Origin of the sequence: Microbacterium sp. MMO-56, assembly GCF_037146215.1 — a bacterium.
Lineage (GTDB): Bacteria > Actinomycetota > Actinomycetes > Actinomycetales > Microbacteriaceae > Microbacterium.
Genome location: NZ_JBBCVW010000003.1, coordinates 217,679 through 242,809 on the forward strand (window position 1 = coordinate 217,679; position 25,131 = coordinate 242,809).

Genomic DNA, 25,131 nt, shown 5'->3' on the forward strand with positions numbered 1-25,131 from the left:
ACGACATGACCACCACCGCCGCTTACACCGACGCCCTCTCGCTGACGGGCACGGACCTCGGGACCACCGAGTGGCTCGAGATCACGCAGGACCGCATCGACACCTTCGCCGACGCCGTCGACGACCACCAGTGGATCCACGTCGACCCCGAGCGGGCCGCATCGGGGCCCTTCGGCGCCCCGATCGCGCACGGCTTCCTCTCGCTGTCGCTCGCGACACGCTTCTGGAGCGAGCTGTTCGAGCTCGACGGCGTCGCGACGAAGGTCAACTACGGCCTCGACAAGGTGCGGTTCGTCTCGCCCGTGACGGTCGGCTCGCGCGTCCGGATGGGCGCCGTCATCGCGGAGGTCACCGAGGTGCCCGGCGGGTACCAGTTCGCCGTCGACCAGACGGTCGAGATCGAGGGCGGCGCGAAGCCCGCACTCGTCGCGCGCGGGATCTACCGCTTCTACGCCTGAGCGCGCGTCACCGGGTCGGCACCGCGCCGATCGTCCGATCGACACCTCGAAGGAGAGGCAGATGAACAACCAGGGGCTCGGGACGTGGATCGCGCGGCGTCGCGCGAAGTCGGAGGGCGAGACGGCGATCGTCCACGGCGGGCGGGAGGTCACCTACGACGACCTCGCGGATCGCATCGACCGCTTCGCCGCGGCGCTCCACGCCCGAGGGGTGCGCAAGGGCGACCGCGTGGCGGTGCTGAGCAACAACCATCCCGACTTCCTCACGACGTTCTTCGCGAGCGGGATGCTCGGCGCGATCTTCGTGCCGCTCAACACGCGGCTCGCGCCGCGCGAGCTGGAGTTCATGATCGAGGACTCCGGCGCGCGCACGCTCGTGCTCCACGAGGAGCTGCGCGAGCTCGCCCGCGCCGCCGCCTGGTCGAGCGGGGTGACCTCGCGCATCGTCATCGACGGGCCGGCGGAGGTCCCCGCGGTCGAATCGCTCGGCGACGTGATCGCGCAGGCGTCCGTGCCGCCCCCGGTCGTCGACGTCGCGCTCGACGACCCCGCCATGATCCTCTACACGTCCGGCACGACGGGGCGGCCCAAGGGCGCCGTGCTCACCCACGGCAACCTCACCTGGAACGCGCTCAACGTGCTCGTCGACTACGACGTGACCAGCGACGAGCGGGCGCTCATGATCGCGCCGATGTTCCACGTCGCCTCGCTCGGGATGGGCGCGTTGCCCACGCTGCTCAAAGGCGGGGCGATCATCCTGCAGCAGAAGGTCGACCCCGCCGCCGTCCTCGCGGCCATCGCGGCGCACCGCATCACGAGCCTGTCCGGCGTGCCGACGACCTTCCAGATGCTCGCCGAGCATCCGGACTGGGCGTCGACGGATCTGAGCTCGCTGCACAAGCTCACGTGCGGCGGATCGAGCGTGCCGCTCCGCGTGATCGAGGCCTACGAAGAGCGCGGACTGCACTTCTCCAGCGGCTACGGCATGACCGAGACCTGCCCCGGCGCGACCTCGCTGCCGTACCGCAAGGCGCGCACGCACGTGGGCTCCTCGGGCATCGCGCACTTCTTCACCGACGTGCGGGTCGTGGACGCGGACGGCGAGCCCCTGCCCGCGGGTGAGGCGGGGGAGATCGAGATCTCGGGGCCGAACGTCATGAAGGAGTACTGGCTGCGGCCCGATGCGACGCGCGATGCGCGGCACGGCGACTGGTTCCGCTCCGGCGACATCGGCTCGCTCGACCCGCAGGGCTACCTGACGATCAGCGACCGCCTCAAGGACATGATCATCTCCGGCGGCGAGAACATCTACCCCGCGGAGATCGAGCAGATCATCATGGAGCTGCCCGAGATCGATTCCGTCGCCCTCATCGGCGTGCCGCACGAGCGCTGGGGCGAAGTGCCGCTCGCGATCGCCGTGCAGCGCTCGGAGATCACCGCGGAGGAGGTCCTGCAGCACGTCGCGGCCCGCATCGCCAAGTACAAGGTGCCCAAGGGGGTCGTCTTCGTCGACGAGCTGCCGCGCACGGCGAGCGGCAAGATCCGCAAGACCGATCTGCGGGGGCGCTTCGAGCTGCCGGCCTCCTGAGACCGCTCGACCCGTCGCGGTCAGACGCGGAAGACCTTGCCGGTCTCGACGCCCTCGATCGAACGCAGGTAGCTCTGGGCGACGTCGGACGCGGCGACCGGGATGAGCCCGGGGAAGCTCCGGTGCAGGGCGGGCGACTCGGCGAGCACGTTCGGGCTCACCGTGTTGATGCGGATGCCGCGGGGCAGTCCGGTCGCCGCCGCCATCGTGAAGGCCTCCAGCGCGCCGTTGGCGACGGATGCCGCGGTGCCCCCGGCGACCGGGACCGCGCCGAGGATGCCGCTGGTCAGGGTGAACGAGCCGCCGTCGGCGACCGCCGCCACCCCGCGCAGCACGACGCCGATCTGGCCCAGGGTCTTGTTCTCGAGGCCGGCGCGGTAATCCTCGAGGGCGAGCTCGGCGAACGGCTTGAACGGCACGCTCCCCGCGGCGCAGACGACGGCGTCGACGGTGCCGATCGCGGAGAACAGGGCGTCGACGGATGCCGCATCGGTCAGGTCGACGCTCGGCGATCCCGAGCGGGACGCGGCGACGATCTCGTGCCCGAGCTCGGCGGCCGCGGCCGCCACGGCCCGCCCGACGGTCCCGCCGGCGCCGATGATGAGGATGCGCAGTGCCATGGTGTCTCCTAGAGCAGGTCGCGCCGGTGCACGAGTGCGGCGGCGCCGATCAGGGGGGCGTCGCCGCCCAGGGCCGCGCGCACGACCCGCAGGCCGGACGCGTACGGGTTGACGGCGGCGGCACGCGCGGCCGCCTGGATCTGCGCGGTGAAGTCCTCCGCGACGAAGGAGAAGCCCCCGCCGACGACGGCGAGGTCGAGGTCGAGCAGCGTGGCCGAGTCCGCCAGCCCGACGCCGATCGCGTGCGCCGAGCGGGCCACGGCGGCCCGGGCCAGCTCGTCCCCGGCGGCGTAGTCCGCGGCGAGGTCCTCGCCGGTGCGGCCGGCCCACCCCCGAGACCTCGCCCAGGCGACGATGTGCGGCCCGGACGCGAGACGCTCGACGGTGGAGTCGGCGGGGTCGCCCTCGATCGCGGCGACCACGACCTGGCCGAGGTGCCCGGCGTTGCCCGAGGCTCCCGCGAGCAGCCGGCCGCCCGAGACGATGCCGCCGCCGATGCCGGTCGACACGACGAAGACGATGGCGTTCTCGGCGCCCTGCGCGGCGCCGAGCCACAGCTCGGCGAGGGCGATGCAGGTGCCGTCGAGGCGGAGCGAGACGTCGTCCAGGCCCGTGGCGCGCGCGACCCGGGCGACGAGCGGGAAGCCGTGTGCGGCGGGGAGGTTCACGGGGGCGATCGTTCCCGCCGAGAGGTCGACGGGCCCCGCCGACCCGATGCCCGCCGCCGTCACCCGCGTCCATCCGGGATGCTCCGCGCACCGCGAGATCACCGCGTCGAGGGCCCGTTCGAGGACCGCCCGGTCGGTGGCCGCCGCGGCACCGGTGCCCTCACGGGTGCGCGAGCCGGGCACGATCCGGCCGTCGGCGTCGACCAGCGCGGCCTCGACCTTGGTGCCGCCGAGGTCGATCGCGAGAGCGAGAGTCATCCGGGATCCTTCCGCATCCTCCGGGTATGCCGGCGTCGGCATGCCTCTCAGCGTAGTGTCGCGGACAGCGATCGGCACCTGCCTTTGGCTTCGCCCGGCGGGTGAGCATGCGGACCCGCGTCGATCGTCTGGAGCACCCTCCATGACCGCACCCGTCGTCTCCACGCTGGGACCGATCCGGCAGACGTACGCCACCGAGAAGACCTTCCCGCCGGTCGCCCGGGCGTACACGCAGGTGTCTCAGGTCGCCAAGGAACTGGGGCTGCTGCGTCGTGCGCCGGGGTTCTACGCGCTCGTCGGCGCCGCGCTCGTCCTCGCCTTCGCCGGCTGCGTCGCCGGGTTCGTGCTCCTGGGGGACAGCTGGTTCCAGCTGCTCATCGCCGCGGCGCTGGGCATCGTGTTCACGCAGGTCGCCTTCCTGGCCCACGAGGCCGCGCATCGCCAGATCCTCGGCTCGGGGCCGTCGAACGACCGCCTCGCGCGCATCCTCGCCGCCGGCGTCGTGGGCATCAGCTACGCGTGGTGGGACGCCAAGCACTCCCGGCACCACGCCAACCCGAACCGCGTCGGCAAGGACCCCGACATCGAGGTCGACACCATCTCGTTCCTCGAACCGGATGCGGCGCGGGCGCGCGGCCTGCGCCGACTGATCACGCGTCGTCAGGGCTGGCTGTTCTTCCCGCTGCTGACCCTGGAGGGACTGAACCTGCACGTGCTCGGCGTCCGGCACCTGCTCTCTCGCCAGCCGGTGAAGCGGCGCGGTCTCGAGCTCGCACTGATCGCCACGAGGTTCGCGCTCGTCCTGACGCCGCTGTTCCTCCTGCTGCCGGTGGGGATCGCGTTCGCCTTCCTCGGGGTGCAGCTCGCCGTCTTCGGCGTCTACATGGGGGCGTCGTTCGCGCCGAACCACAAGGGGATGCCGGTGATCGCCGAGGGGGCACGCCTCGACTTCTTCAGCAAGCAGGTGCGCACCTCCCGCAACGTGCGCGGCGGGTGGTGGGCCACGATCCTGATGGGCGGGCTCAACTATCAGGTCGAGCACCACCTCTTCCCCAGCATGGCGCGCCCGTACCTCGCGCGCGTGCGCCCGATCGTGCGGGACTTCTGCGACACGCACGACGTGCCGTACACGGAGACGAGCCTGTGGCGCTCGTACGCGATCGTGATCGACTACCTCAACCGCGTGGGCCTGGCCGCACGCGACCCGTTCGACTGCCCGATGGTCTCCGAGTACCGGCGCGCCTGACCGACGCGTCAGGCGTTGCGCTTGACGACCTTCATGAGCCACGCGATGATCGCGACGAGCAGGATCACCAGGCCGATCCACAGCAGGAACTTCGCCGCCTCGACGAACACGCCCAGAAGGATCAGCACGATGGCGACGGCCAGGAGGATGAGTGCGAGAGTCATGTCCCCAGTGTCGTGCTCCGCGCGCCGGTGCACGCAGGGGTTGACAGTGACGACGCCGTCTGTCAACCCCTCGTCCCACGCGCGGACGTGCGCTTCAGTGGAGGCATCGGACCGACGACACATCGCGAGGCGACGCCATGAAGGACATCCTGATCGAAGGCCACCGCATCCTGACCACGGATGAGGTGGCGGACGCGGTGCTCACCTATGCGCGGGCGCTTCTGCAGCACGGCAGCACGGACATCGTCGAGTTCCCGAGCATCCACGACGGCAACCCGACACTGTGCTCCCTGCTGATCGGGGGCTCGGGGCTGATGGCCGTCGTCGACGCCCCGATGGATCTGCCGGCGCCCGTCGGGGGCGCGGACCTCGCGCGCGACGAGATCACCCGCCGCGCCGAGGCGTTACGGTAGGGGCGTGGGCAGGTTCAGCTATGACGGCAGTGTCAAGGTCGATTTCGACGATCGCGTCCTCGCGCATCTCCAGGTCGTGATCACGCAGAAGCTGCGCCGCGGCGAGCCGTTCCCCTTCACGTGGCGCAACGAGCCGAGCGCGGGCGACGGCCGCACGACGGTGTGGCTGCATCCGAACGCATCGCTCGTGTACAAGTACCACGGCAGCCGTCAGCCGGCGCTCAACCGGGTCTGGCTCGAGGCGCTGACCCACGCCGCGAACTCCACCGCGGGTCTGTACGTCGTCCCCGAGCCCGAGGGCGCGGCGACCGGCGAGGTCCTGACGGGCTGAGCGCGGTCAGTCCGCGACGTCGACGGTCTGCGGCGCGTTGTCGGCGGGCTCCGCGGGGGCGGATTCGATCTGCTCGGAGACGAGCATGATGCCGCCGGACGAGTTGGCCGACTGCGCGAGCGCCTCGATGAACGACCGGTTCAGCTCGGACGGTTCCGGGTCGTCGAAGACGAAGCGCAGCGCGATGGAGGGATGCAGCCAGATGGTGCTGCGGCCGCCCGGCTCGTCGTCGGGATGCGGCCACGAGACGGTGAAGCTCTCGCCGCGGCGGAGCTTGGTGGCGACCACGACCTTCAGATGTGCCAGCGCGCGGTCTTCGATGTGGATCGGAGTGGCGGAGCCGCCGTAGTAGATCGTGCCCATGTCAGCAGTGTAGATCGGCGCGAGGTCGCAGCCCCCTGCGCGCGCGGACGAGCTCAGGGGGTGAGACGGGAGTGGTCGCCGAGGCGGTGCCAGGTGCGGTTGTGGTAGACGAGTGCGTCGGCGGCCTCGCCCGGGGCGGCGTCCCGCTCGACCTGCGCCTGCAGCGCGTGCGCCGCGATCACGGTCGACCCGCCCGCGTCCATCCGCTGGATGATCGCGCAGCGCACCCACGCCCGCACGTCGTGGTAGACGACCTCTCCGGTCACGAGTCGCGACCAGGGCCGGCTGCCGTCGAAGCGGTCCACGCCGCTCGTGGCGCCCAGGCGCGCGAGGTCGAGGTCCTGCGCGTCGAGCAGGTGCACGACGACGGTCTCCGCGCGAGCGAGCACCGCCGCCGACGACGACAGCGAGGAGACGGAGAAGATCAGCAGCGGCGGGTCCGCGCTCACGCTCGCGACGCTCGTGGCGGTGAGCGCGACCGGGCCGTCGCCCGCGTCGGCGGTGATGACGGCGACTCCGCCGGGGTGCCCGCGGAACACCGTCTTGAACTCGTCCGCCGACAGGGACGAGGTGAATCCCGATGCGGGCTCGGCGCCCGACGCGTCCGACGACGGCACGGCGAAAGAAGTCATACCCTCCACCGTAAGCGCTCTGGGGGCGGCGGGATCGGTCCACGCAACACGACGACACACGGTGGAGCCGCAGGCGTGACGTCGGGTGGAATGGATGCCATGAGCGCCGTCGATCCCGCCCCCGCCGCTGCATCCGATCACGGCTTCGCGACGCGGCAGGTGCAGCGCGGCTACACGCCGGGCACCCCGCAGAACGCCGTCGCCCCGCCGATCTACCAGACGACGGCGTACGAGTTCTCCTCCCTGCAGGATGCCGCCGACATCTTCGCGCTGCGCAAGGTCGGCAACCTCTACAGCCGGGCGGCCAACCCCACCCAGCTCGTCCTCGAGGAGCGCGTCGCCGCCCTCGAGGGCGGGACGGCCGCCGTCGCGGTCGCCTCGGGGCAGGCCGCCGTCGCGATCGCCCTGCTCGCCCTCGCCAAGAGCGGAGAGCACCTCGTCGCCGCGCAGCAGCTCTACGGCGGGACGGTCGATCTTCTGCAGGAGACCTTCGCCGACTGGGGGATCGAGGTCGACTTCGTCGATCAGGACGACCCCGACGCGTGGCGCGCCGCGATCCGCCCGACGACCCGCGCCCTGTTCGCGGAGTCCGTCACCAATCCCACCGCGCGCGTGCTGGACGTGCGCGCCGTCGCCGGGATCGCGCACGCCGCGGGCGTCCCGCTCGTCGTCGACAACACGGTCGCGACGCCGTATCTGCAGCGCCCGGGGGAGCACGGCGCCGACATCGTCGTGCATTCCGCGACCAAGTACCTCGGCGGTCACGGCACGTCGATGGGCGGCGTCGTGGTCGACCTCGGCTCGTTCGACTTCGGCGCCGACCCGGAGCGCTGGCCGCAGCTGACCCGGCCGTACGCCCGGATCCCCGGTGTGACGCTCTGGGACCGGTTCGGCGCGGCAGGCCAGGCGCTCGCTGTCCTGATCAAGACCAAGTACGTGCACGACCTCGGGCCGTCGCTGTCGCCGTTCAACGCGTTCCAGCTGCTGCAGGGGCTGGAGACCCTCGATCTGCGGATGGCGCGGCATGCGTCCTCCGCGCTCGAGGTCGCGCGGTTCCTCGCCGCGCACCCCGGCGTCGCTGCGGTACACCATCCGGGACTCGAGGCCAACCCCTGGGCGGGCGCGGCGCGCGCCTATCTGCCGAAGGGCGTCCCTGCCGTCTTCGCCTTCGACCTCGCCGCGACGGCCGACCCGGAGCTCGATCGTGCGCGCGTCCACCGGGTGGTCGACGGCCTGCGACTCGTGAAGCTCGTGGCCAACATCGGCGACGCCCGTTCGCTGGTCGCCCACCCCGCGTCGATGACCCACAGTCATCTGACCGACGCCCAGCGGGCCGAGGCGGACATCACCGAAACGACCCTCCGGCTCTCGATCGGCCTCGAAGACCCCGCCGACATCGTCGCCGACCTCGCGCAGGCCCTCGCCCGAGCCTGATGTCGCCACCACGGCCCGCAGGGGGTAGCATCGGGGTGTGTCCCTGACCTGTCGCTGTTGTCGCTGAGCGCCCCGCGCTCTCCTCGACGACCCGACAGCCCGCCGCGTCCGCGCCCTCCCGGCGCCGCGGCCCCACCCTCAGGACCCTCTCATGCGCTACGCGTCGCACATCGCCGACCTGGTCGGCTCCACCCCGCTCGTCCGACTGGGCTCGGTGACGGACGGCCTCGCCGCCACCGTCCTGGCCAAGGTCGAGTACTTCAACCCCGGCGGATCGGCGAAGGACCGCATCGCCCGCAACATCGTCGAGGCCGCCGAGCGCGACGGGCTGCTCCGGCCGGGCGGAACGATCGTCGAGCCGACCAGCGGCAACACCGGCGTGGGGCTCGCCCTCGTCGCCCTGCAGCGCGGCTACCGGATGGTCTTCGTCGTGCCCGACAAGTTCACCGGCGAGAAGACCGCGGTCCTGCGCGCCTACGGCGCGGAGGTCGTCGAGGTGCCCACGAACGTGCCCCCGGAGCACCCCGATTCCTACTACAGCGTGTCGGATCGGCTCGCGCGCGAGATCCCCGGGGCGTTCAAGCCGAACCAGTTCGCCAATCCGCACGGCCCCCGCGCGCACTACGAGACGACGGGCCCCGAGATCTGGCGCGACACCGAGGGACGCGTCACGCACCTGGTGGCCGGCATCGGCACCGGCGGGACGATCAGCGGGACGGGACGCTTCCTGAAGGAGGCGAGCGCGGGGGAGGTCGTCGTGATCGGCGCGGACCCCGAGGGCTCCATCTACTCGGGCGGACCCGTCCACGGCTACGCCGTCGAGGGCGTCGGCGAGGACTTCCTCCCCGACACGTTCGACGCGTCCGTCGTCGACCGCTACGAGAGGATCTCCGACGCCGAGAGCTTCGCGATGACCCGTCGCCTCGCGCGCGAGGAGGGGCTGCTCGTCGGCGGATCGTCCGGGATGGCCGTCGTCGCCGCGCTCCGTGCCGCGCGAGAGCTGCCCGCGGACGCCGTCGTGGTCGTGGTCCTCCCCGACCACGGGCGCGGCTACCTCTCGAAGATCTACGACGACGCCTGGCTGGAGGCCCGCGGCATCCCCGTCGCCGACGTCTCCGGCATCCCGTCCCGACCCTGACCCGACCCCGCTCGATCCGATCCGATCCGCAAGGAGCCTGCCATGACCACGTCCGACGCCGCCCGCGGCTTCGCCAGTCTCGCCGTCCACGCCGGTCAGGAGGCCGACTCCGCGACGGGGGCGGTGATCCCGCCGGTGCACTTCTCCACCACGTACGCGCAGGACGGCATCGGGGGCCTGCGGCAGGGCTACGAGTACGGGCGCAGCGGCAACCCGACGCGGACCGCCCTGCAGCACCAGCTCGCCGCGATCGAGGGCGGTGCGCACGCGTTCTCGTTCGCGTCGGGACTCGCCGCGGAGGACGCCCTGCTGCGCGCCGTCCTGCGCCCGGGCGACGAGGTCCTGCTCGGCAACGACGTCTACGGCGGGACCCACCGCTTGCTCGCCCGGGTCCTCGGCCCGTGGGGCGTGGGTCTGCGCGTCGTGGACATGAGCGATCCGGACGCCGTCCGTGCCGCCGTCGCCGAGCGGCCGCCGCGGATCCTCTGGGTCGAGACGCCCTCGAACCCCCTCCTGCGGATCACCGACATCGCCGGTCTCGCCGCCGTCGGGCACGAGGCGGGCGCCCTCGTCGTCGTGGACAACACGTTCGCCACTCCGGCGCTGCAGCGCCCGCTCGCCCTCGGCGCCGACGTCGTCGTGCACTCGACGACCAAGTACCTCGGCGGACATTCGGACGTCGTGGGCGGCGCGCTGATCCTCGACGACGACGCGCTCGCCGAGAAGATCGGTTTCCTGCAGTTCGCCGTCGGTGCCGTCTCCGGCCCGCTCGACGCGTGGCTGACGACGCGGGGGATCAAGACCCTCGCCGTGCGGATGCAGCGGCACAGCGAGAACGCCGCGGCCGTCGCGGACTTCCTGTCCCGGAACGCGCGCGTCGCGCGCGTCTACTACCCGGGTCTCGCCGCGCACCCGGGGCACGAGATCGCCGCGCGCCAGATGTCGGGATACGGCGGGATCGTCACCCTCGCCCTGGAATCCGGCGCGGCGGCGCGTCGCTTCGCCGAGTCGACGCGACTGTTCCAGCTCGCCGAGTCCCTCGGCGGCGTCGAGTCGCTCGTCAACTATCCCGACGCCATGACGCACGCCTCGGTCCGCGGGACCGAGGCCGCCGTGCCCGTCGAGGTCGTGCGCCTCTCCGTCGGTATCGAGGACGAGGCCGATCTCCTCGAGGACCTCGACCGCGCCCTGCGGGTCTGAGCGCCGCTCGGCTCACACCGGCCGGAGCGGCGTGGTGCGCGGTCCGTGCAGCTGCTCGTGGAGCCCCTCCATCCGGGCGTCGAGCAGGGCGGCCGATTCGGCGGCCTCCTTGAGCTCGCTCAGGAGACCGTCGGGGACGGCGCCGTCGTACTTGTAGTAGATCTTGTGCTCGAGGCTCGCCCAGAAGTCCATCGCGATCGTCCGGAACTGCACCTCGACGGGGACCTCCACGCGTCCGGTCGACAGGAACACGGGCACCTCGACGATCACGTGGAGGCTCTTGTAGCCGTTCGACTTCGGGTGGGCGATGTAGTCCTTGACGACGCGCACCGAGATGTCGTCCTGAGCGGTCAGCAGGTCGAAGAGGCGGTAGGCGTCCTTCGCGAAGCTCGTCGTCACGCGGATGCCCGCGATGTCGCTGATCCCGGCCCAGATGGCCTCGAACGTGGGGGCGATGCCCTTGCGCGCGACCTTCTCGACGAGGCTGTCGGCGCTCTTGACGCGGCTGGAGACGTGCTCGATCGGGTTGTAGTCGTGCGTGAGCTGGAACTCGTCGCGCAGGATGACGAGCTTGGTCTCGACCTCGCGCAGACCGAACTGGTACTCGAGCAGGAAACGCTGGAACTCGTCGCGCATCGATCGGAGCTGCTCCGCCGAGAACGTGGCGACGTCGCCTCCGACCGAGATGGACAGATCGGGACTGCTGGCGCTCATGTCCCCGACGCTACCCACCCTGCGTGGACGGCGGCTGGGAGCGCCCGGGTGAGAATGGAGGGATGAGCTCCGACCGCGTGCCCCTCGCCGCGCGCGCCCGTCGCGAGGTGCGGCACGTCGTCGGGAGCCTCACGACGTTCGGCCCGGCGACGGGCCGGCGCTGGCCCCTCGCCGTGCAGGCAGGGCTGGCGATGGCCGTGCCGATCGTGGTGCTCGCCGCCGCCGGGCATCCGGAGATCGCCCTGCTCGCCGCCGCGGGGGCGTTCACCGTCATCTACGGCGGATGGCTGCGCCCGCGCGAGCGTGCGCGGTTCGCGCCGCTGATCGCGCTCGCGCTCCTGTGCTGCGCCGCGGCGGGGACCCTCGCCGCGGCGGGCGGGACGGCGACGGTGCTCCTCGGCGTCGTCGTCGTGACGATCGCTTCGGCGGCGCTCGCCTCCCGGTACTCCCTCGGCCCTCCCGGCCCGGTGTTCTTCGTGCTCGTCTTCGGCCTGTCCGCCCAGGTGACCGCGATCCACGGCGGCGCGCGCCTCGTCGATCCGGGGGTCTACCTCGCCGTCGTCGCGGCGTCCTGCGCCTTCGCGTGCCTCCTCGTCGCGGCGCCGCTCGCCCTGCCGCGCTATCGCCGGGAGCGCCCTCGCCCCCTGCGCGTGCTCTTCCCGACGACCCGGGGTGCGGTGGCCCGCACGGTGACCCTGCGCTGCGCCGTGGTCGCGGTCGCGGGCGTCGCCGCCGCCGTCCTCCTCGACCCCGAGCGCTCCTACTGGATCGTGTGTGCGGGGATCGCGGTGGCCGGCATCCCGGTCGGGCGACGGGCCGCCGCCACCCGGGGAGTCCACCGCACGGTCGGCACCGTGCTCGGCGCCGCCGTCTATCTCGTCCTCGCGATGGTCCCGCTGCCGATCTGGGCGGTGGGGCTGATGCTCGGCGCGCTCCAGGTGCTCATCGAGCTCGTCGTCGTGCGCCACTACGCGCTCGCGCTCGTGTTCATCACTCCGCTCGTGCTGCTGCTCATCGGTGCCGCGAGCGGGCACGCCGCGACGCTGCCGCTGGCGTTCGAGCGCGTCGTCGACACGCTCGCCGGCGCCGCGATCGGGACGGTGGCCGCCCTCGTCGTCCGACTGCGCGCGGACTGACGGAGACCGCCGGGTACCTATACTCGGAATGCACATACCCGGCATGCATGAGGAGGCGATCGATGTCGGTCCGGCAGAGCCTGCTCGCGATCCTCGACCAGGGGCCGTGCTACGGGTATCAGCTGCGCGCGGAGTTCGACCGCCGCACGGCGTCGCGGTGGCCCCTCAACGTCGGTCAGATCTACAACACGCTGGATCGTCTCGAGCGCGACGGACTCGTGGAGAAGGCCGAGACGGATGCGCAGGGCCACGTCTACTGGCGGATCACCCCCGCGGGTTCGGACGACGTGCGCGCCTGGCTGTCGCACCCCGTGCTCCGCTCGGAGAGCGTGCGCGACGAGCTCGTGCTGAAGCTCGCGGTCGCCGCGACGCTGCCGGGCGTCGACGTCGGAGAGATCGTGCGGGCGCAGCGGGAGGCGTCGCGCGCCCGCCGCGACGCGCTCGCCGCGCAGTACGCGCCGCTCGCGGAGTCGTCGGAGCCGGATGCCGTGCTGGCGGAGCTGGCGCCGTCGGCGGCCCTGTTCGCCGCGGACGGCGAGGTGCGGTGGCTCGACCACGTCGCCGCGCGCCTGGCGGCCCTCGCTCCCGGTGCCGCGGCGCTCGCGCTCTCGGATCAGAAGCCCGCGCGCGGACGCCCTCGCGCTCTCCGGCCGGACGCCGCAGCCCGCGGCTCGGCGGCGCGCGAGCCGGGCGTCAGCGCAGCGCGGGCGGCGACACTCTGACGGAGGCGCGCTCGAGCCTCCGCAGCCGTGCGGCACCCACGAGCCCGAGCGCGAGGAAGGCCGCCGCGACCAGGAGCGACCAGCGGGTCGCGTCGGCGAAGCCCGCCGACAGCGCGGCGATCGCGGCATCCGTCTGGGTGCCCAGCGCGCTCGCGGAACCCTCGGCGCGCAGCTGGGCGATCACCGTCCCCGCCGAGATCCGGGTCGCGTCGGCCAGGTGCTCGGCCGCGGGGCCGGACATCCCCGCGGACGACAGAGCTCCGGGCAGGGTGAGAGCGAGGGAGACCGACAGGGCGGCGCCGGCGAACGCCGTGCCCAAGGCCGAGCCGATCTGGCGCACGGTCGACTGCGTCGCCGACGCCTGGCCGCTCACCCCCACGGGCACGTCGCGCAGGACCGTGCCGGTGAGCTGGGCGGATGCGAGCCCGAGGCCGAGGCCGTAGACGACGAGGGGGAGCGCGATCACGACGCCCGGCGTGGAGGGGGAGAGCACGACGACGAGGACGAGGACACCGACCACTTCGAGCGCCAGGCCGATGAGGACCGTGCCGGGCGCGCCGAAACGCGCGGCGAGGTGGCGCGCCGCCGCGCCCGAGACGAAGGCCCCGAAGGCCATCGCCGCCAGGACGAGACCCGTCTGCACGACGGTCAGCCCGAGCGCGGAGACCAGGAACAGCGGCAGCACGAAGATGAGCGCGAACTCGCCCACCGCGACCGTCGCCGCCGTCACGTTCCCCCATGAGAAGGTCCGCAGCGAGAACAGGCTCAGGTCCAGGAGGGCGTCGCGCTGCACGCGCTCGCGGTGCCGCTCCCAGAGCACGAACAGGGTCAGCGCCACGGCGGACACCGCCAGGCACACCGGCACCGCGGACACCGGTGCCGACGCCGGCCACACCCACCCGAAGAGGGACAGGTCGCTCTTCGGCGTCCACCACCCCAGATCGGGCCCCTCGATGACGGCGAACACGAGAGTGCCGAAGCCGATCGCGGACAGGAGGGCCCCGTCGACGTCCGCCCCCCGCCGGAACGCGGTTCCGCGGGTCTCCGGCACGGCCCATACGGCGACGGCGAAGACGACCGCTCCCAGGGGCAGGTTCACCAGGAACACCCACGGCCAGGACGCGTACTGCGTGAGCAGGCCGCCCGCGAGCGGACCGATCGCGGCGGCCCCGGAGATCACGGCTCCCCAGACGCCGAACGCCGCCGCGCGCGCCCGCCCGCGGAAGACCGCGTTGACGGTGGAGAGCGTCGACGGCATGATCAGCGCCGCCCCGACGGCCTGGACCGCGCGAGCGGCCAGCAGGGGTCCGGCGCCGGCCGCGCCGGCCGCACCGAGGCTCCCCGCGACGAACCCGACGATCCCCGCCAGGAACAGCCGCTTGCGCCCGAAGCGGTCGGCGAGCTTCCCGGTCGACAGCAGGAGGGCCGCCAGGAGGACGGCGTACAGGCTGGAGACCCACTGGGCATCGGTGAGATCGAGCCCGAGATCGCCGATCATCGTCGGCAGCGCGACGCCGACGATCGTGCCGTCCAGCACGATCATCCCGAGCCCCGCGGCGAGCGCGGCGAGGCCGATCCAGGAGCGGCGGGAGGGGGCGGTGTCCACGACGGAACCTTCAGTCATGCTGAAAGTATGCCCCCGACCGGACTCGTTGTCCACCGCGCCCGTCGGCGGCGTAGCGTCGGAGGCATGACCGACAGCCCTCTCATCGACCCGGTCGAGCTCGCCGCGGCACAGACATCCGATGCCCCGCCGCGTGTCCTCGACGTGCGCTACCGCCTCGACGCGCCCGACGGGAGCGGGGCGCACCGCGCCGGTCACGTGCCGGGAGCCGTCTACGTGAGCCTCGACGACGAGCTCGCCGCCCACGCGGGCCCGGCGCAGGGGCGCCACCCGCTCCCCTCGGCGGCCGCCCTCCAGGAGGCGGCTCGGCGGTGGGGACTGCGCGAGGGCGAACCGGTCGTCGTCTACGACGACTGGAACTCGTTCGCCGCGGCCCGCGCGTGGTGGATGCTCGCCGACGCCGGAGTCGCCGTGCGGGTGCTGGACGGGGGCCTGTCGGCATGGCGCCGCGCCGGTCTGCCGCTCGAGACCGGCGACGTCCGGGCCGCCCCGGGGGATGTGACGCTGCGCCCCGGCCGGCTGCCGCGACTCGACATCGACGAGGCCGCCGACCTCGCGCGCACCGGGGTCCTGCTGGACGCCCGCGCACCGGAACGCTACCGCGGCGAGGTCGAGCCGCTCGATCCGCGCGCCGGTCACATCCCGGGCGCGCGCAACGCCCCCACGACGCGGAACCTGGACGGGACCGGGCGGCTCCGCCCCGTCGAGGAGCTGCGGGAGGAGTACGCCGACCTCGCCGGCGGCCCCGTCGGCGTCTACTGCGGCTCCGGTGTCACCGCGGCGCACGCAGCACTCGCCCTGACCGTCGCGGGGCTGCGTCCCGCCCTCTACCCGGGGTCGTGGAGCCAGTGGTCGAACACGCCCGGTCGCCCCGTCGCCACCGGTCCCCGGCCGTGAGGCCGCGCGCGGCGGTGCCGTCCGAGGGGTGTTGACTGGACTCATGCGTGCTGCCTACATGTTCGGCCCCGGCGACGTCCGGGTCATCGACGCTCCCGACCCGAGGATCGAGGAGCCCACCGACGCCCTGGTGCGCCTCGTGCGCACGTGCGTGTGCGGCAGCGATCTGCACCCGTACCACTCGATGGCGGCCGCCCCGGCGGGCGTGTCGATGGGGCACGAGTACATCGGTGTCGTCGAGGAGGTGGGCGGCGACGTCGCCACGGTGCGGCCGGGCGACCTGGTGATCGTGCCGTTCGTCTTCTCCTGCGGGACGTGCGACTTCTGCCGCGAGGGGCTGCAGACCTCGTGCCGGCTCGCGGGGCTGCGCGATCGTCGCGGTTCGGCGGGATCCCAGGCGGAGCTGCTGCGGGCACCGCTCGCCGACGGCACCCTCTACCCGGTCGCCGTCGACGAGCACAGCGAGCACCTCGCGAGTCTCCTCACGCTCAGCGATGTCTACGGCACGGGCCACCACGCCGCGCTCACCGGCGGAGCGGGCCCGGGAACCACCGTCGCCGTGATCGGGGACGGCGCCGTGGGTCTGCTCGCCGTGCTGTCTGCGCGCCGGCTCGGAGCGGAACGGATCATCCTCATGGGGCGGCACGAGGACCGCACATCGCTCGGGCGCGAGTTCGGGGCGACCGAGGTCGTCGCCGCGCGCGGGGAGGAGGGGATCGACGCCGTCCGCGAGCTCACCGGGGGCGACGGCTGCCACGTCGTCCTCGAAGCGGTCGGTCATCTCCCCGCCTTCGAGCAGGCGCTCGGCATCGTGCGCCCCGGCGGGCGGATCGCCCGCGTCGGCGTCCCCCAGTACACGCTCGCGCCGGTGGGTCGCGACCAGTTCGCGCGCAACGTGACCGTCACCGGGGGCGTGGCCCCGGTGCGGGCCTACATCGACGCGCTCCTGCCGGGGATCCTCTCCGGGGAGGTCGATCCGGGCCGCGTCTTCGACGTGGAGCTCGACCTCGAGGACGCCGCCCGCGGCTACGAGCTGATGGACCGGCGCGAGGCGCTCAAGGTGATGCTCCGACCCTGACGGGCCCCGCCCCGGCTCGAGTGCGGGGTCAGCCCCGCGGCGCCGCCGTCGATGCGCGCACGACCAGCTCGGGTTCGATCATCCGGCCTTCGACCGGGGCGCGGCCCTCCAGGGCGTCGATGAGGGTGGTGAGGGCCAGGGTGCCCAGGGCGTGGAAGTCCTGGCGGACCGTGGTGAGCGGGGGGAGGAAGTGCCGCGCGTCGGGCAGATCGTCGAACCCCACCACGCTGACGTCGTCGGGGACCCGGATGCCGCGCCGGTGGAAACCGTGGACGAGTCCGAGCGCCATCTGGTCGTTCGCCGCGAACACCGCGGTCACCTCGTCGGGGATCGCCGCGGGATCGCTGCCGACGCGGTACCCGTAGTCGCTCGTCCAGTCCCCGAGGAGCGGGGGATACGGGTCCAGACCCTCCGCCGCGAGTCGCTCGCTGTACGCACGTGCGCGCACCCGGGCATCCGCCCAGTCGCGCGGTCCGCCGAGGTGGAGGATGCGGCGGTGCCCGAGCTCCAGGAGATGGTCCACCGCGTGGACGGCGCCCGCGTACTGGTCGACCGCGACGGAGAGGACGTCGTGCTCGGGATCGGCCTTCACGAGCAGCAGCGGCACGCCGCTCGTCCGTGCGCGCAGGGTGGACAGCGTCGAGTACCGCGGCGCGATCACGCACAGCGCGTCGATCTCCTGCACGCGCGCCCGGTCGAGATCGACGTCGTCGCCGACGCTCAACGCGTTGACGCCGTACCCGGCGTCCACCGCGGCCTCTTCGATCGCGCGGAACGTGCTGCTCGGACCGTACTGCACGGGGCTGTCGACGATGACGCCGATGCGCCGCGTGCGGCTGGTGGCCAGGGCGCGGGCGATCCCGCTCGGGTGGTAGTCGATCTCCGCCATCGCGCGTTCGACGCGCTCGCGGGTGGCCTCGCGGATGTTGGGGTGGCCGTTGATGACGCGGGACACCGTCTGATGCGACACTCCGGCCCGCTCGGCGACGTCGTAGATGCTCACCTTGCCGCCCGGGCGACGCGTGCGCCCCGTGCCGGCTCCCGACATCCCGGCCCTCCGAGCGCTCTCCGCGTCGTGCGCGGGCATAGGCGACGTTAGCGCACGCTCCGGCGGTATGGCGGTGCGACATCGGTGCGGCACGGGTGCGACAGCGGCCTGCCTGGAGTGAGCGCTCACAATTCGATAACGCCGACTTGTGGCGCCGAGATTGTGAGCGCTAACATTCGAGTGCATCACGAGAGTGTCCCCACGGGCACCACCTCGTCGCCGAGTCCGGCGGCGGGGACTGATTCTCAAGGAGGAGATGGGGAATGTCCCAGAACAAGCGGTTCCGTGCTCTGACCGGTGTCGTCGCGGCGGGTGCCCTCGCACTCGGGTTGACGGCGTGCGCAGGGGGGAGCACCCCCGCCGCCACGGAGGACGGCTCGTCGACGGGCGACGTCACCACGGTCGGCTTCGTCGCCGTCGGACCCGAGGGCGGCTGGCGCAACGCCAACGAGAAGGCGATCAAGGACGCGTTCACCAAGGACGCGGGCTTCGACCTCAAGTACGCACCCGCCTCGAGCCCGAGCGACCAGAAGTCGCAGCTCGACGCGTTCTCGACCTTCGTCAACGACGAGGTCGACGTGATCCTCCTGACGGCCACCGAGGCCTCGGGCTGGGAGGACGCGCTGAAGAAGGCCAAGGAGGCGGAGATCCCGGTCATCCTGCTCGACCGCGGCGTCGACGCGCCCTCCGACCTCTACGTCACCCGCATCGCGCCCGACAACGTGCAGGTCGCCACCTCGGTGGGCGAGTGGGCCGTCTCGGCGTTCCCGCAGGGGGCGAACTACTTCGTGCTCGAGGGTGTGCCGGGCCTCTCGGTCGTCAACGAGCGCAACGAGGGCTTCGACTCCGCGATCGAGGGCAAGGCGGGCTGGAACAAGGTCGGCGCGCAGACGGCCAACTGGAAGACGGACGAGGGCAAGTCGGTCATCGAGACCGTCCTCAAGGCCAACAACAACAACGTCCAGTTCATCTTCGCCCAGAACGACGAGATGGGCATCGGCGCGGCGCAGGCCGTCACGGCGGCGGGTCTCAAGCCCGGCACCGACGTGAAGATCGCGACGATCGACGGGACGAAGGGTGCTCTCGAGGCGCTCGCCAAGGGCGACCTGAGCTTCGTCGCCCAGTACAACCCCTTCTTCGGCACCGACGCGGTCGACGCCGTCAAGAAGACCCTGGCGGGCGAGAAGGTCGACCCGACGATCATCGTCAAGAGCGCGACGTTCGACTCTCCCGAGGCCGCTCAGAAGGCGCTCGACGAGGGCCTGGGCTTCTAAGCCCCGCGGACTCCGCATCCGCCAGAACGGGGTGGGGGCGTCGGGAACGGCGCCCCCACCCCACCCCACCGCCTCGGCGGTCCACCACTCACACGAGGAAGTCTGCACGTGGAGAACGAACCCCTCCCGGTCGTCGAGGTCCGCGGCGCGTCGATCACCTTTCCGGGCGTCAAAGCCCTCGACGAGGTCGACTTCCGCCTGCTGCCCGGCGAGGTCCACACCCTCATGGGCGAGAACGGCGCCGGCAAGTCCACGCTGATCAAAGCCCTCACCGGCGTCTACCAGATCGACTCCGGCTCCATCCTCGTCTTCGGACAGGAGCGCCGGCTCTCCGGCACCGCGTCCGCGCAGGCGGCAGGCATCTCCACGGTGTACCAGGAGGTCAACCTCTGCACCAACCTGACGATCGGCGAGAACGTCATGCTCGGCCACGAGACGCGGTCGTTCTTCGGCATCGACTGGCGGGCGACCCACGCCCGTGCCCACGAGGCCCTCGCCGCACTGGGACTCGGGCACCTCGACCCGCGCGCACCGCTGTCGTCGATCTCGATCGCGCTGCAGCAGCTCGTGGCGATCAGCCGCGCGATGGTGAGCCGGTCGAAGGTCCTGATCCTGGACGAGCCGACGTCGAGCCTCGACGCCGCCGAGGTGCAGGTGCTCTTCGGCGTGATGCGGCGACTGCGCGATCAGGGCGTCGCGATCCTCTTCGTCTCCCACTTCCTCGACCAGGTCTACGCGATCAGCGACCGCATCACGGTGCTGCGCAACGGACGCTTCGTGGGGGAGTACCTCACGCGCGAGCTCGACCGCACCCAGCTCATCGCGAAGATGATCGGCAAAGACCTCGGCGCGCTGCGTGCGCTGGGCTCCAGCCGGCAGACGGACGAGCGCGACCGCAGCGAGACGCCCGTCTACGCCGCCGAGGGACTCGCCCGCAAGGGCGCCCTGACGGCCACCGACATCGAGGTGCACCGCGGCGAGGTCGTCGGCTTCGCCGGTCTGCTCGGCTCCGGCCGCACCGAACTCGCGCGGCTCATCGTCGGCGCCGACAAGCCGGACGCGGGCACGGTCCGCGTGAAGGGCGCCAAGGCCTCGATCGGCTCGCCCGTGGCGGGACTCGCGCACCGCATCGCCTACTCCACCGAGAACCGGCGCGACGACGGCATCGTCGGCGACCTCAGCATCCGCGAGAACATCATGCTCGCCGTGCAGGCGCAGCGGGGGTGGCTGCGCCGGGTCCCCGCGCGCGAGGTCGACCGGCTCGTGACGATGTACATGGAGCGGTTCAGCGTGCGGCCCAACGACCCGGACCGGCCGATCCGGCTGCTCTCCGGCGGCAACCAGCAGAAGGTGCTCCTGGGCCGGTGGCTCGCGACCGACCCCGAGCTGCTGCTGCTCGACGAGCCCACGCGCGGCATCGACGTCGGCGCCAAGGCCGACATCCAGGAGACCGTCGCCGAGCTCGCCGAAGGCGGCATGGGCGTCGTGTTCATCTCGTCCGAGCTCGAAGAGGTCGTCCGCCTCTCGGAGCGCATCGTCATCATGAAGGACCACCAGAAGGTCGGCGAGGTCGTCAACGGACCGGACGTCACGGCGGAGCGGATCGTCTCGATCATCGCCGCCGAGTCCGACGTCGCCGCGGAGGAGCGCGTTGACGCGCTCGCCGACGAGGTCGAAGGAGAACAGGCATGACCCGTGTGCGGGCGCTCATGCGCACCCCGTGGTTCTGGGGCATCGTCGGCATCGCGCTGCTGCTGGTGGTGAACACCCTGAAGGACCCGACGTATCTCGCGGTCGGCGTCAACCCGACGACCGGCCAGCTCTCGGGCAACGTCCTGGACATCCTGCGGGTGTCCGCGCCGATCGTGATGATCGCCCTCGGCATGACGTTCGTGATCGCGACGAGCGGCATCGACCTGTCGGTCGGGTCGGTGATGGCCGTCGGCGGCGCGATCGCCATGGTCACCCTGTCCGGCCTCGGCCAGCCGACCTCGATCGGCGCGATGCTCGCGGCGATCGGTCTCGCGGTGCTGCTGGGCGCGCTGCTGGGCGCCGTCAACGGATTCCTCGTCGCGGTGGTCGGGCTGCAACCCTTCATCAGCACGCTCGTGATGATGCTCGCCGGGCGCGGGATCGCCCGCGTGATCACGGGCGGACAGAACACCAACGCGGAGAACGCGCCCTTCCGCGCGCTGGCGAACGGACAGTTCCTGGGGCTCCCGTTGAGCTTCGTCCTCGCGATCGCGATCGTCGTCCTCGTCGCGCTGGTCATGCGCCGCACGGCCCTCGGCCTCATGATCGAGGCGATCGGCATCAACCCGCAGGCCAGCCGGCTCGCCGGCATCAGGCCGCGCCCCATCCTCATCTCCGTGTACGTCCTCTCCGCCGTGCTCGCCGCCGTCGGCGGCCTGTTCACCGTGTCGGAGGTCATGACCGTCGACGTGTCGGGCACCGGCTATCAGATGGAGCTCGACGCGATCCTGGCGGTCGTCATCGGGGGCACCTCGCTCGCCGGCGGCAAGTTCTCCATCGTCGGCTCGACGGTCGGGGCGCTGCTCATCGCCACCCTCAACAAGACGGTGCTCTTCCTCGGGGTCTCCGCCGCCGCGACGCCGGCGTTCAAGGCCATCGTCATCGTCGCGCTCGTGCTGGTGCAGTCGGAGCGGATCCGCTCGATCGTGCTGCACCGCGGCAGCCGGCCGCGTACGCCCGCCGCGCCGCTGGCCGAGTCCACCCAGCCGAAGGAGGTCGTCGCATGAGCGACGCATCGATGACCCGCGAGCGCGACGCGGCGGAGCTCGTCTCCGGCGGATCCGCCTGGTCGCGCGTGTGGGGCCGCAGCCAGTCGTTGATCCCCACCCTCGCGGCGGTGGTCCTCTTCGTGGGCATGCTCGTGTACGCGGAGATCGCCTACGGGCGCGTCTTCCACGCCGGCACGATGTCGAGCCTGCTCGTCAGCTTCGCGCCGACGATCATCCTCGCCGTCGGGATGACGGTCGTCATCCTCTCGGGCGGCATCGACCTGTCGGTGGGCGCCGTCGTCGCCTTCACCTCCGTGGCGGGCGTCATGCTCATGGACGCCGGCGTCAACGGCTGGCTCGCGATCGTGCTGATGATCGTGTTCGGCGCCGCGTTCGGCCTCGTCGCGGGCGTGCTGATCCAGTACTTCTCGGTGCAGCCGTTCATCGCGACCCTCGCGATGATGTTCCTCGCCCGCGGGCTCGCGTCGATGCTGTCGACGACGCCCGTGCACGCGCCCGACGACGCGCCGATCCACCTGCTCGCGACGGACTGGAAGCTCATCGACGGGCCGAAGGTCAACGACCTCGTGCTGACCCCCGGGTTCTTCATCGCCGTGATCGTCGTGATCGCCGCGGTCGTCTTCCTCCACCGCACCCGCAGCGGCCGCACCGTGTACGCGATCGGCGGCGCGGAGTCCTCCGCGCAGCTCATGGGACTGCCGGTGGTGCGCACCCGCGTGCTCATCTACGTGATCAGCGGCGCCCTCGCCGGGCTCGCCGCCGTCGTGTACACCGCGGAGGTGGGCGGCAAGGCGCAGAACGTCACGGGCATCGGCTGGGAGCTCGACGCGATCGCCGCCGTGGTCATCGGCGGGACGCTGCTCACCGGCGGTGTCGGCTACGTCCTGGGCTCGGTGGTCGGCTCGCTCGTCCTCGCGGCGCTGTGGATGATCATCACGAAGGACGGCTCCATCAAGCCCGAGTACCTCACGATCATCACCGGCGGCATCCTGCTGGTGTTCGTGCTCCTGCAGCGGGCCCTGACGAAGAGGAAGAGCGAATGACCGCCGTGACCCCGCCCGTGTTCGACACCGCCGTGCAGCAGCGGATCGACGCCGTCCGCGCCGACGTGGCGCGCCTGCACGGCGAGCTCGTCCGCTACGGGCTCGTGGTCTGGACCGGCGGCAACGTGTCCGGCCGCGTGCCCGGCAGCGACCTGTTCGTCATCAAGCCGTCGGGGGTGTCCTACGACGACCTCGCCCCGGAGAACATGATCCTCTGCGATCTCGACGGCGCCGTCGTGCCCGGGACGCCGGGGAGCGAGCGCAGCCCGTCCAGCGACACCGCCGCGCACGCCTACGTGTACCGGCATATGCCCGAGGTGGGCGGAGTCGTGCACACGCACTCCGACTACGCCGTGGCGTGGGCGGCACGCGGCGAGGAGATCCCCTGCGTGATCACGGCGATGGCCGACGAGTTCGGCGGCCCCATCCCGGTCGGGCCGTTCGCGATCATCGGCGACGACTCGATCGGTCGCGGGATCGTCGAGACGCTGCGCGGCCACCGCTCGCGCGCCGTCCTGATGCAGAACCACGGCCCCTTCACGATCGGCGCCAGCGCGAAGGACGCCGTGAAGGCCGCGGTCATGTGCGAGGACGTCGCCCGCACGGTCCATCTCGCCCGCCAGGCGGGGGAGCTGATCCCCATCCCGCCGGAGGCGATCGACGCCCTCTTCGCCCGCTACCAGAACGTGTACGGCCAGAGCTCGGACGACCGGCGATGACCGGCGGGGAGAGCATCCGCGCGGGTCGTACCGCGTTGGGCATCGAGTTCGGGTCGACCCGGATCAAGGCGTGCCTCATCGACGCCGACGATCCCACGAACGTCCTCGCGACCGGTGCGCACGGCTGGGAGAACCGTCTCGAGGACGGACGGTGGACGTATTCGCTCGACGCCGTCTGGGCGGGTGTGCAGGCCGCGTACGCCGACCTGGTCGCCGACGCGGAGCGTCGTCACGGCGCACGCATCACCGAGGTCGGAGCGATCGGGATCTCGGCGATGATGCACGGCTACCTGGCCTTCGACGCCGACGGCGAGCTGCTCGTTCCGTTCCGCACCTGGCGGAACACCACGACGGGGCCGGCGGCCGCGGAGCTGACCGGGCTGTTCGGGCTCAACATCCCGCTGCGCTGGTCGGTGGCGCACCTGCGTCAGGCGGTGCGCGACGGCGAGTCGCACGTCGGGCGGATCGCCACGGTGACCACCCTCGCCGGCTACGTGCACGAGCGTCTCACGGGGCGCCGCGTGCTGGGCGTCGGCGACGCGTCGGGGGTGTTCCCGATCGGTGCCGGCACGCTCGACTACGACGAGCGACTCGTCGCGCTGTTCGATGCCCTCGATCCGGGCGAGCTCCCACCGCTGCGATCCCTCCTGCCGGACGTCCTGCCCGCCGGGGCGGACGCCGGGGCGCTCACCGAGACGGGTGCGGCGCTGCTGGACCCGACCGGAGCGCTGCGCGCGGGTGCGCCCGCGTGCCCGCCCGAGGGCGATGCGGGCACCGGGATGGTCGCGACGAACGCCGTCGCGCCCCGCACCGGGAACGTCAGCGCGGGCACCAGCATCTTCGCCATGGTGGTGCTCGAGCGTCCGCTGTCGAGCGTCCACGAGGAGATCGACCTCGTCACGACGCCGGCGGGCGACGCGGTGGCCATGGTCCACTGCAACAACGGGGCCAGCGAGCTCGCGGCGTGGGCGGGGCTGTTCGGCCGGTTCGCCGCGGCGGCCGGGACGCCGCTGGAGGACGACGCGGTGTTCGACGTCCTGCTGCGCGAGGCCCTCGCCGGGTCACCGGACGCGGGCGGGCTGCTCGCCTACAACCACCTCGCGGGGGAGCCCGTCGCGGGCCTCACCGCCGGCCGGCCCCTCGTCGTGCGGACCCCGGATTCGGAGTTCTCGCTCGCCAACGTCATGCGGGCGCAGGTGTACGGCGTGTTCGGCACGCTCGCCCTCGGGATGCAGACCCTGGCCGCGGAGGGCGTCGCGATCGACCGGATGTTCGCCCACGGCGGCGTGTTCCGCACCGCCGGCGTGGCCCAGCGATTCCTCGCCGCGGCGCTCGACGCCCCCGTCGCGGTGGGCGAGACCGCCTCGGAGGGCGGCCCCTGGGGGGCCGCGGTGCTCGCCGCCTTCCGTCGGACCGTCGCCGAGGGCGCGGACGGCGCCCCCGCACTGGCGCGCTACCTCGACGAGACCGTCTTCGCCGGGGCGCGTGTCTCGGTCGTGGCGCCCGACACCACCGACGCGGCCGGTTTCGCCGCGTACCTCGAGCGGTACCGGGCGGGCCTCGCGATCGAGCGCGCCGCCGTCACCGCCCTCTGACCCCTC

26 protein-coding genes are annotated in these 25,131 nt (G+C 72.2%); 18 read left to right on the forward strand and 8 right to left on the reverse strand.

All coding sequences use genetic code 11. From position 1 onward, the window contains the following. The first annotated feature begins 5 nt into the window (after window positions 1-5). The gene (locus WFI00_RS04265) at window positions 6-458 is read left to right on the forward strand and encodes a MaoC family dehydratase (RefSeq protein WP_336630731.1); all 453 of its coding nucleotides are present in this window, start codon (window positions 6-8) and stop codon (window positions 456-458) included. A gap of 61 nt (window positions 459-519) precedes the next feature. Continuing rightward, complete coding sequence (locus WFI00_RS04270; protein ID WP_336630732.1) at window positions 520-2,046, forward strand: acyl-CoA synthetase; 1,527 nt, start codon at window positions 520-522, stop codon at window positions 2,044-2,046. Window positions 2,047-2,066: 20 nt separating this feature from the next. On the opposite strand, the gene WFI00_RS04275 is transcribed toward WFI00_RS04270, so the two are convergent. Then, complete coding sequence (locus tag WFI00_RS04275) at window positions 2,067-2,666, reverse strand: short chain dehydrogenase (protein ID WP_336630733.1); 600 nt, start codon at window positions 2,664-2,666, stop codon at window positions 2,067-2,069. Window positions 2,667-2,674: 8 nt separating this feature from the next. Continuing rightward, the gene (locus tag WFI00_RS04280; protein WP_336630734.1) at window positions 2,675-3,592 is read right to left on the reverse strand and encodes an ROK family protein; all 918 of its coding nucleotides are present in this window, start codon (window positions 3,590-3,592) and stop codon (window positions 2,675-2,677) included. 142 nt (window positions 3,593-3,734) lie between these two features. Here WFI00_RS04280 and WFI00_RS04285 point away from each other — a divergent pair, with 142 nt between their 5' ends. Continuing rightward, window positions 3,735-4,838, forward strand: a complete 1,104-nt coding sequence (locus tag WFI00_RS04285; RefSeq protein ID WP_336630735.1) for a fatty acid desaturase family protein — start codon at window positions 3,735-3,737, stop codon at window positions 4,836-4,838. Window positions 4,839-4,846: 8 nt separating this feature from the next. On the opposite strand, the gene WFI00_RS04290 is transcribed toward WFI00_RS04285, so the two are convergent. Continuing rightward, window positions 4,847-5,002 (reverse strand): hypothetical protein, encoded by a 156-nt coding sequence (locus WFI00_RS04290; RefSeq protein WP_336630736.1) that lies wholly within the window; start codon window positions 5,000-5,002, stop codon window positions 4,847-4,849. A gap of 137 nt (window positions 5,003-5,139) precedes the next feature. Between WFI00_RS04290 and WFI00_RS04295 the strand changes: the two genes are divergently transcribed. Together WFI00_RS04295 and WFI00_RS04300 are read left to right on the forward strand one after the other, a co-directional pair. Next, window positions 5,140-5,415 carry a hypothetical protein gene (locus tag WFI00_RS04295; RefSeq protein WP_336630737.1) on the forward strand — a complete coding sequence of 92 codons (276 nt, stop codon included), beginning with the start codon at window positions 5,140-5,142 and terminating at the stop codon, window positions 5,413-5,415. Between the two features lie 4 nt (window positions 5,416-5,419). Beyond that, on the forward strand, window positions 5,420-5,746 hold the full coding sequence (locus WFI00_RS04300; RefSeq protein WP_336630738.1) for a DUF7882 family protein: 327 nt from the start codon (window positions 5,420-5,422) through the stop codon (window positions 5,744-5,746). 6 nt (window positions 5,747-5,752) lie between these two features. Here the strand turns inward: WFI00_RS04300 and WFI00_RS04305 are convergent, their stop codons facing one another. Next, window positions 5,753-6,109 (reverse strand): DUF7882 family protein, encoded by a 357-nt coding sequence (locus WFI00_RS04305; protein WP_336630739.1) that lies wholly within the window; start codon window positions 6,107-6,109, stop codon window positions 5,753-5,755. 53 nt (window positions 6,110-6,162) lie between these two features. Continuing rightward, window positions 6,163-6,741 (reverse strand): flavin reductase family protein, encoded by a 579-nt coding sequence (locus WFI00_RS04310; protein ID WP_336630740.1) that lies wholly within the window; start codon window positions 6,739-6,741, stop codon window positions 6,163-6,165. Between the two features lie 99 nt (window positions 6,742-6,840). Here WFI00_RS04310 and WFI00_RS04315 point away from each other — a divergent pair, with 99 nt between their 5' ends. The 3 genes from WFI00_RS04315 (at window position 6,841) to WFI00_RS04325 (ending at window position 10,513) form a co-directional block, all read left to right on the forward strand. Beyond that, the gene (locus tag WFI00_RS04315; RefSeq protein WP_336630741.1) at window positions 6,841-8,175 is read left to right on the forward strand and encodes an O-acetylhomoserine aminocarboxypropyltransferase/cysteine synthase family protein; all 1,335 of its coding nucleotides are present in this window, start codon (window positions 6,841-6,843) and stop codon (window positions 8,173-8,175) included. Window positions 8,176-8,326: 151 nt separating this feature from the next. Then, the gene (locus tag WFI00_RS04320; protein ID WP_336630742.1) at window positions 8,327-9,313 is read left to right on the forward strand and encodes a PLP-dependent cysteine synthase family protein; all 987 of its coding nucleotides are present in this window, start codon (window positions 8,327-8,329) and stop codon (window positions 9,311-9,313) included. A gap of 42 nt (window positions 9,314-9,355) precedes the next feature. Further along, window positions 9,356-10,513: a cystathionine gamma-synthase gene (locus tag WFI00_RS04325; RefSeq protein ID WP_336630743.1), complete on the forward strand. Its 1,158-nt coding sequence runs from the start codon at window positions 9,356-9,358 to the stop codon at window positions 10,511-10,513. 12 nt (window positions 10,514-10,525) lie between these two features. Here WFI00_RS04325 and WFI00_RS04330 read toward each other — a convergent pair whose 3' ends face one another. Continuing rightward, window positions 10,526-11,227, reverse strand: coding sequence for a GTP pyrophosphokinase (locus WFI00_RS04330; protein ID WP_442928292.1), 702 nt, complete (start codon window positions 11,225-11,227; stop codon window positions 10,526-10,528). Window positions 11,228-11,289: 62 nt separating this feature from the next. Between WFI00_RS04330 and WFI00_RS04335 the strand changes: the two genes are divergently transcribed. Both WFI00_RS04335 and WFI00_RS04340 read left to right on the forward strand, forming a co-directional pair. Then, complete coding sequence (locus tag WFI00_RS04335; RefSeq protein WP_336630744.1) at window positions 11,290-12,363, forward strand: FUSC family protein; 1,074 nt, start codon at window positions 11,290-11,292, stop codon at window positions 12,361-12,363. A 62-nt stretch (window positions 12,364-12,425) separates the two neighbouring features. Then, window positions 12,426-13,085 carry a PadR family transcriptional regulator gene (locus WFI00_RS04340; RefSeq protein ID WP_336630745.1) on the forward strand — a complete coding sequence of 220 codons (660 nt, stop codon included), beginning with the start codon at window positions 12,426-12,428 and terminating at the stop codon, window positions 13,083-13,085. On the opposite strand, the gene WFI00_RS04345 is transcribed toward WFI00_RS04340, so the two are convergent. After that, window positions 13,057-14,709, reverse strand: coding sequence for an MFS transporter (locus tag WFI00_RS04345; protein WP_336630746.1), 1,653 nt, complete (start codon window positions 14,707-14,709; stop codon window positions 13,057-13,059). The genes WFI00_RS04340 and WFI00_RS04345 overlap by 29 nt on opposite strands. A gap of 66 nt (window positions 14,710-14,775) precedes the next feature. Here WFI00_RS04345 and WFI00_RS04350 point away from each other — a divergent pair, with 66 nt between their 5' ends. Both WFI00_RS04350 and WFI00_RS04355 read left to right on the forward strand, forming a co-directional pair. After that, window positions 14,776-15,606: a sulfurtransferase gene (locus WFI00_RS04350; RefSeq protein WP_336630747.1), complete on the forward strand. Its 831-nt coding sequence runs from the start codon at window positions 14,776-14,778 to the stop codon at window positions 15,604-15,606. A 43-nt stretch (window positions 15,607-15,649) separates the two neighbouring features. Beyond that, window positions 15,650-16,684 carry a zinc-binding dehydrogenase gene (locus WFI00_RS04355; protein WP_336630748.1) on the forward strand — a complete coding sequence of 345 codons (1,035 nt, stop codon included), beginning with the start codon at window positions 15,650-15,652 and terminating at the stop codon, window positions 16,682-16,684. Between the two features lie 28 nt (window positions 16,685-16,712). Here WFI00_RS04355 and WFI00_RS04360 read toward each other — a convergent pair whose 3' ends face one another. Continuing rightward, a complete protein-coding gene (locus WFI00_RS04360; RefSeq protein WP_336630749.1) occupies window positions 16,713-17,771 on the reverse strand; it encodes a LacI family DNA-binding transcriptional regulator in 1,059 nt (352 codons plus the stop codon). A gap of 224 nt (window positions 17,772-17,995) precedes the next feature. Between WFI00_RS04360 and WFI00_RS04365 the strand changes: the two genes are divergently transcribed. The 6 genes from WFI00_RS04365 to WFI00_RS04390 all read left to right on the forward strand — a co-directional run bounded on the left by WFI00_RS04365 (window position 17,996) and on the right by WFI00_RS04390 (window position 25,125). Further along, the gene (locus tag WFI00_RS04365) at window positions 17,996-19,006 is read left to right on the forward strand and encodes an ABC transporter substrate-binding protein (RefSeq protein WP_336630750.1); all 1,011 of its coding nucleotides are present in this window, start codon (window positions 17,996-17,998) and stop codon (window positions 19,004-19,006) included. A 108-nt stretch (window positions 19,007-19,114) separates the two neighbouring features. Further along, complete coding sequence (locus tag WFI00_RS04370) at window positions 19,115-20,698, forward strand: sugar ABC transporter ATP-binding protein (protein ID WP_336630751.1); 1,584 nt, start codon at window positions 19,115-19,117, stop codon at window positions 20,696-20,698. Continuing rightward, the gene (locus tag WFI00_RS04375; RefSeq protein ID WP_336630752.1) at window positions 20,695-21,765 is read left to right on the forward strand and encodes an ABC transporter permease; all 1,071 of its coding nucleotides are present in this window, start codon (window positions 20,695-20,697) and stop codon (window positions 21,763-21,765) included. The genes WFI00_RS04370 and WFI00_RS04375 overlap by 4 nt, the downstream gene beginning before the upstream one ends. Then, the gene (locus tag WFI00_RS04380; protein ID WP_336630753.1) at window positions 21,762-22,811 is read left to right on the forward strand and encodes an ABC transporter permease; all 1,050 of its coding nucleotides are present in this window, start codon (window positions 21,762-21,764) and stop codon (window positions 22,809-22,811) included. Before WFI00_RS04375 ends, WFI00_RS04380 begins: the two co-directional genes overlap by 4 nt. Next, a complete protein-coding gene (locus tag WFI00_RS04385) occupies window positions 22,808-23,530 on the forward strand; it encodes an L-ribulose-5-phosphate 4-epimerase (RefSeq protein ID WP_336630754.1) in 723 nt (240 codons plus the stop codon). The genes WFI00_RS04380 and WFI00_RS04385 overlap by 4 nt, the downstream gene beginning before the upstream one ends. Beyond that, window positions 23,527-25,125, forward strand: a complete 1,599-nt coding sequence (locus WFI00_RS04390; RefSeq protein ID WP_336630755.1) for a xylulokinase — start codon at window positions 23,527-23,529, stop codon at window positions 25,123-25,125. The genes WFI00_RS04385 and WFI00_RS04390 overlap by 4 nt, the downstream gene beginning before the upstream one ends. Window positions 25,126-25,131: the final 6 nt, after the last annotated feature.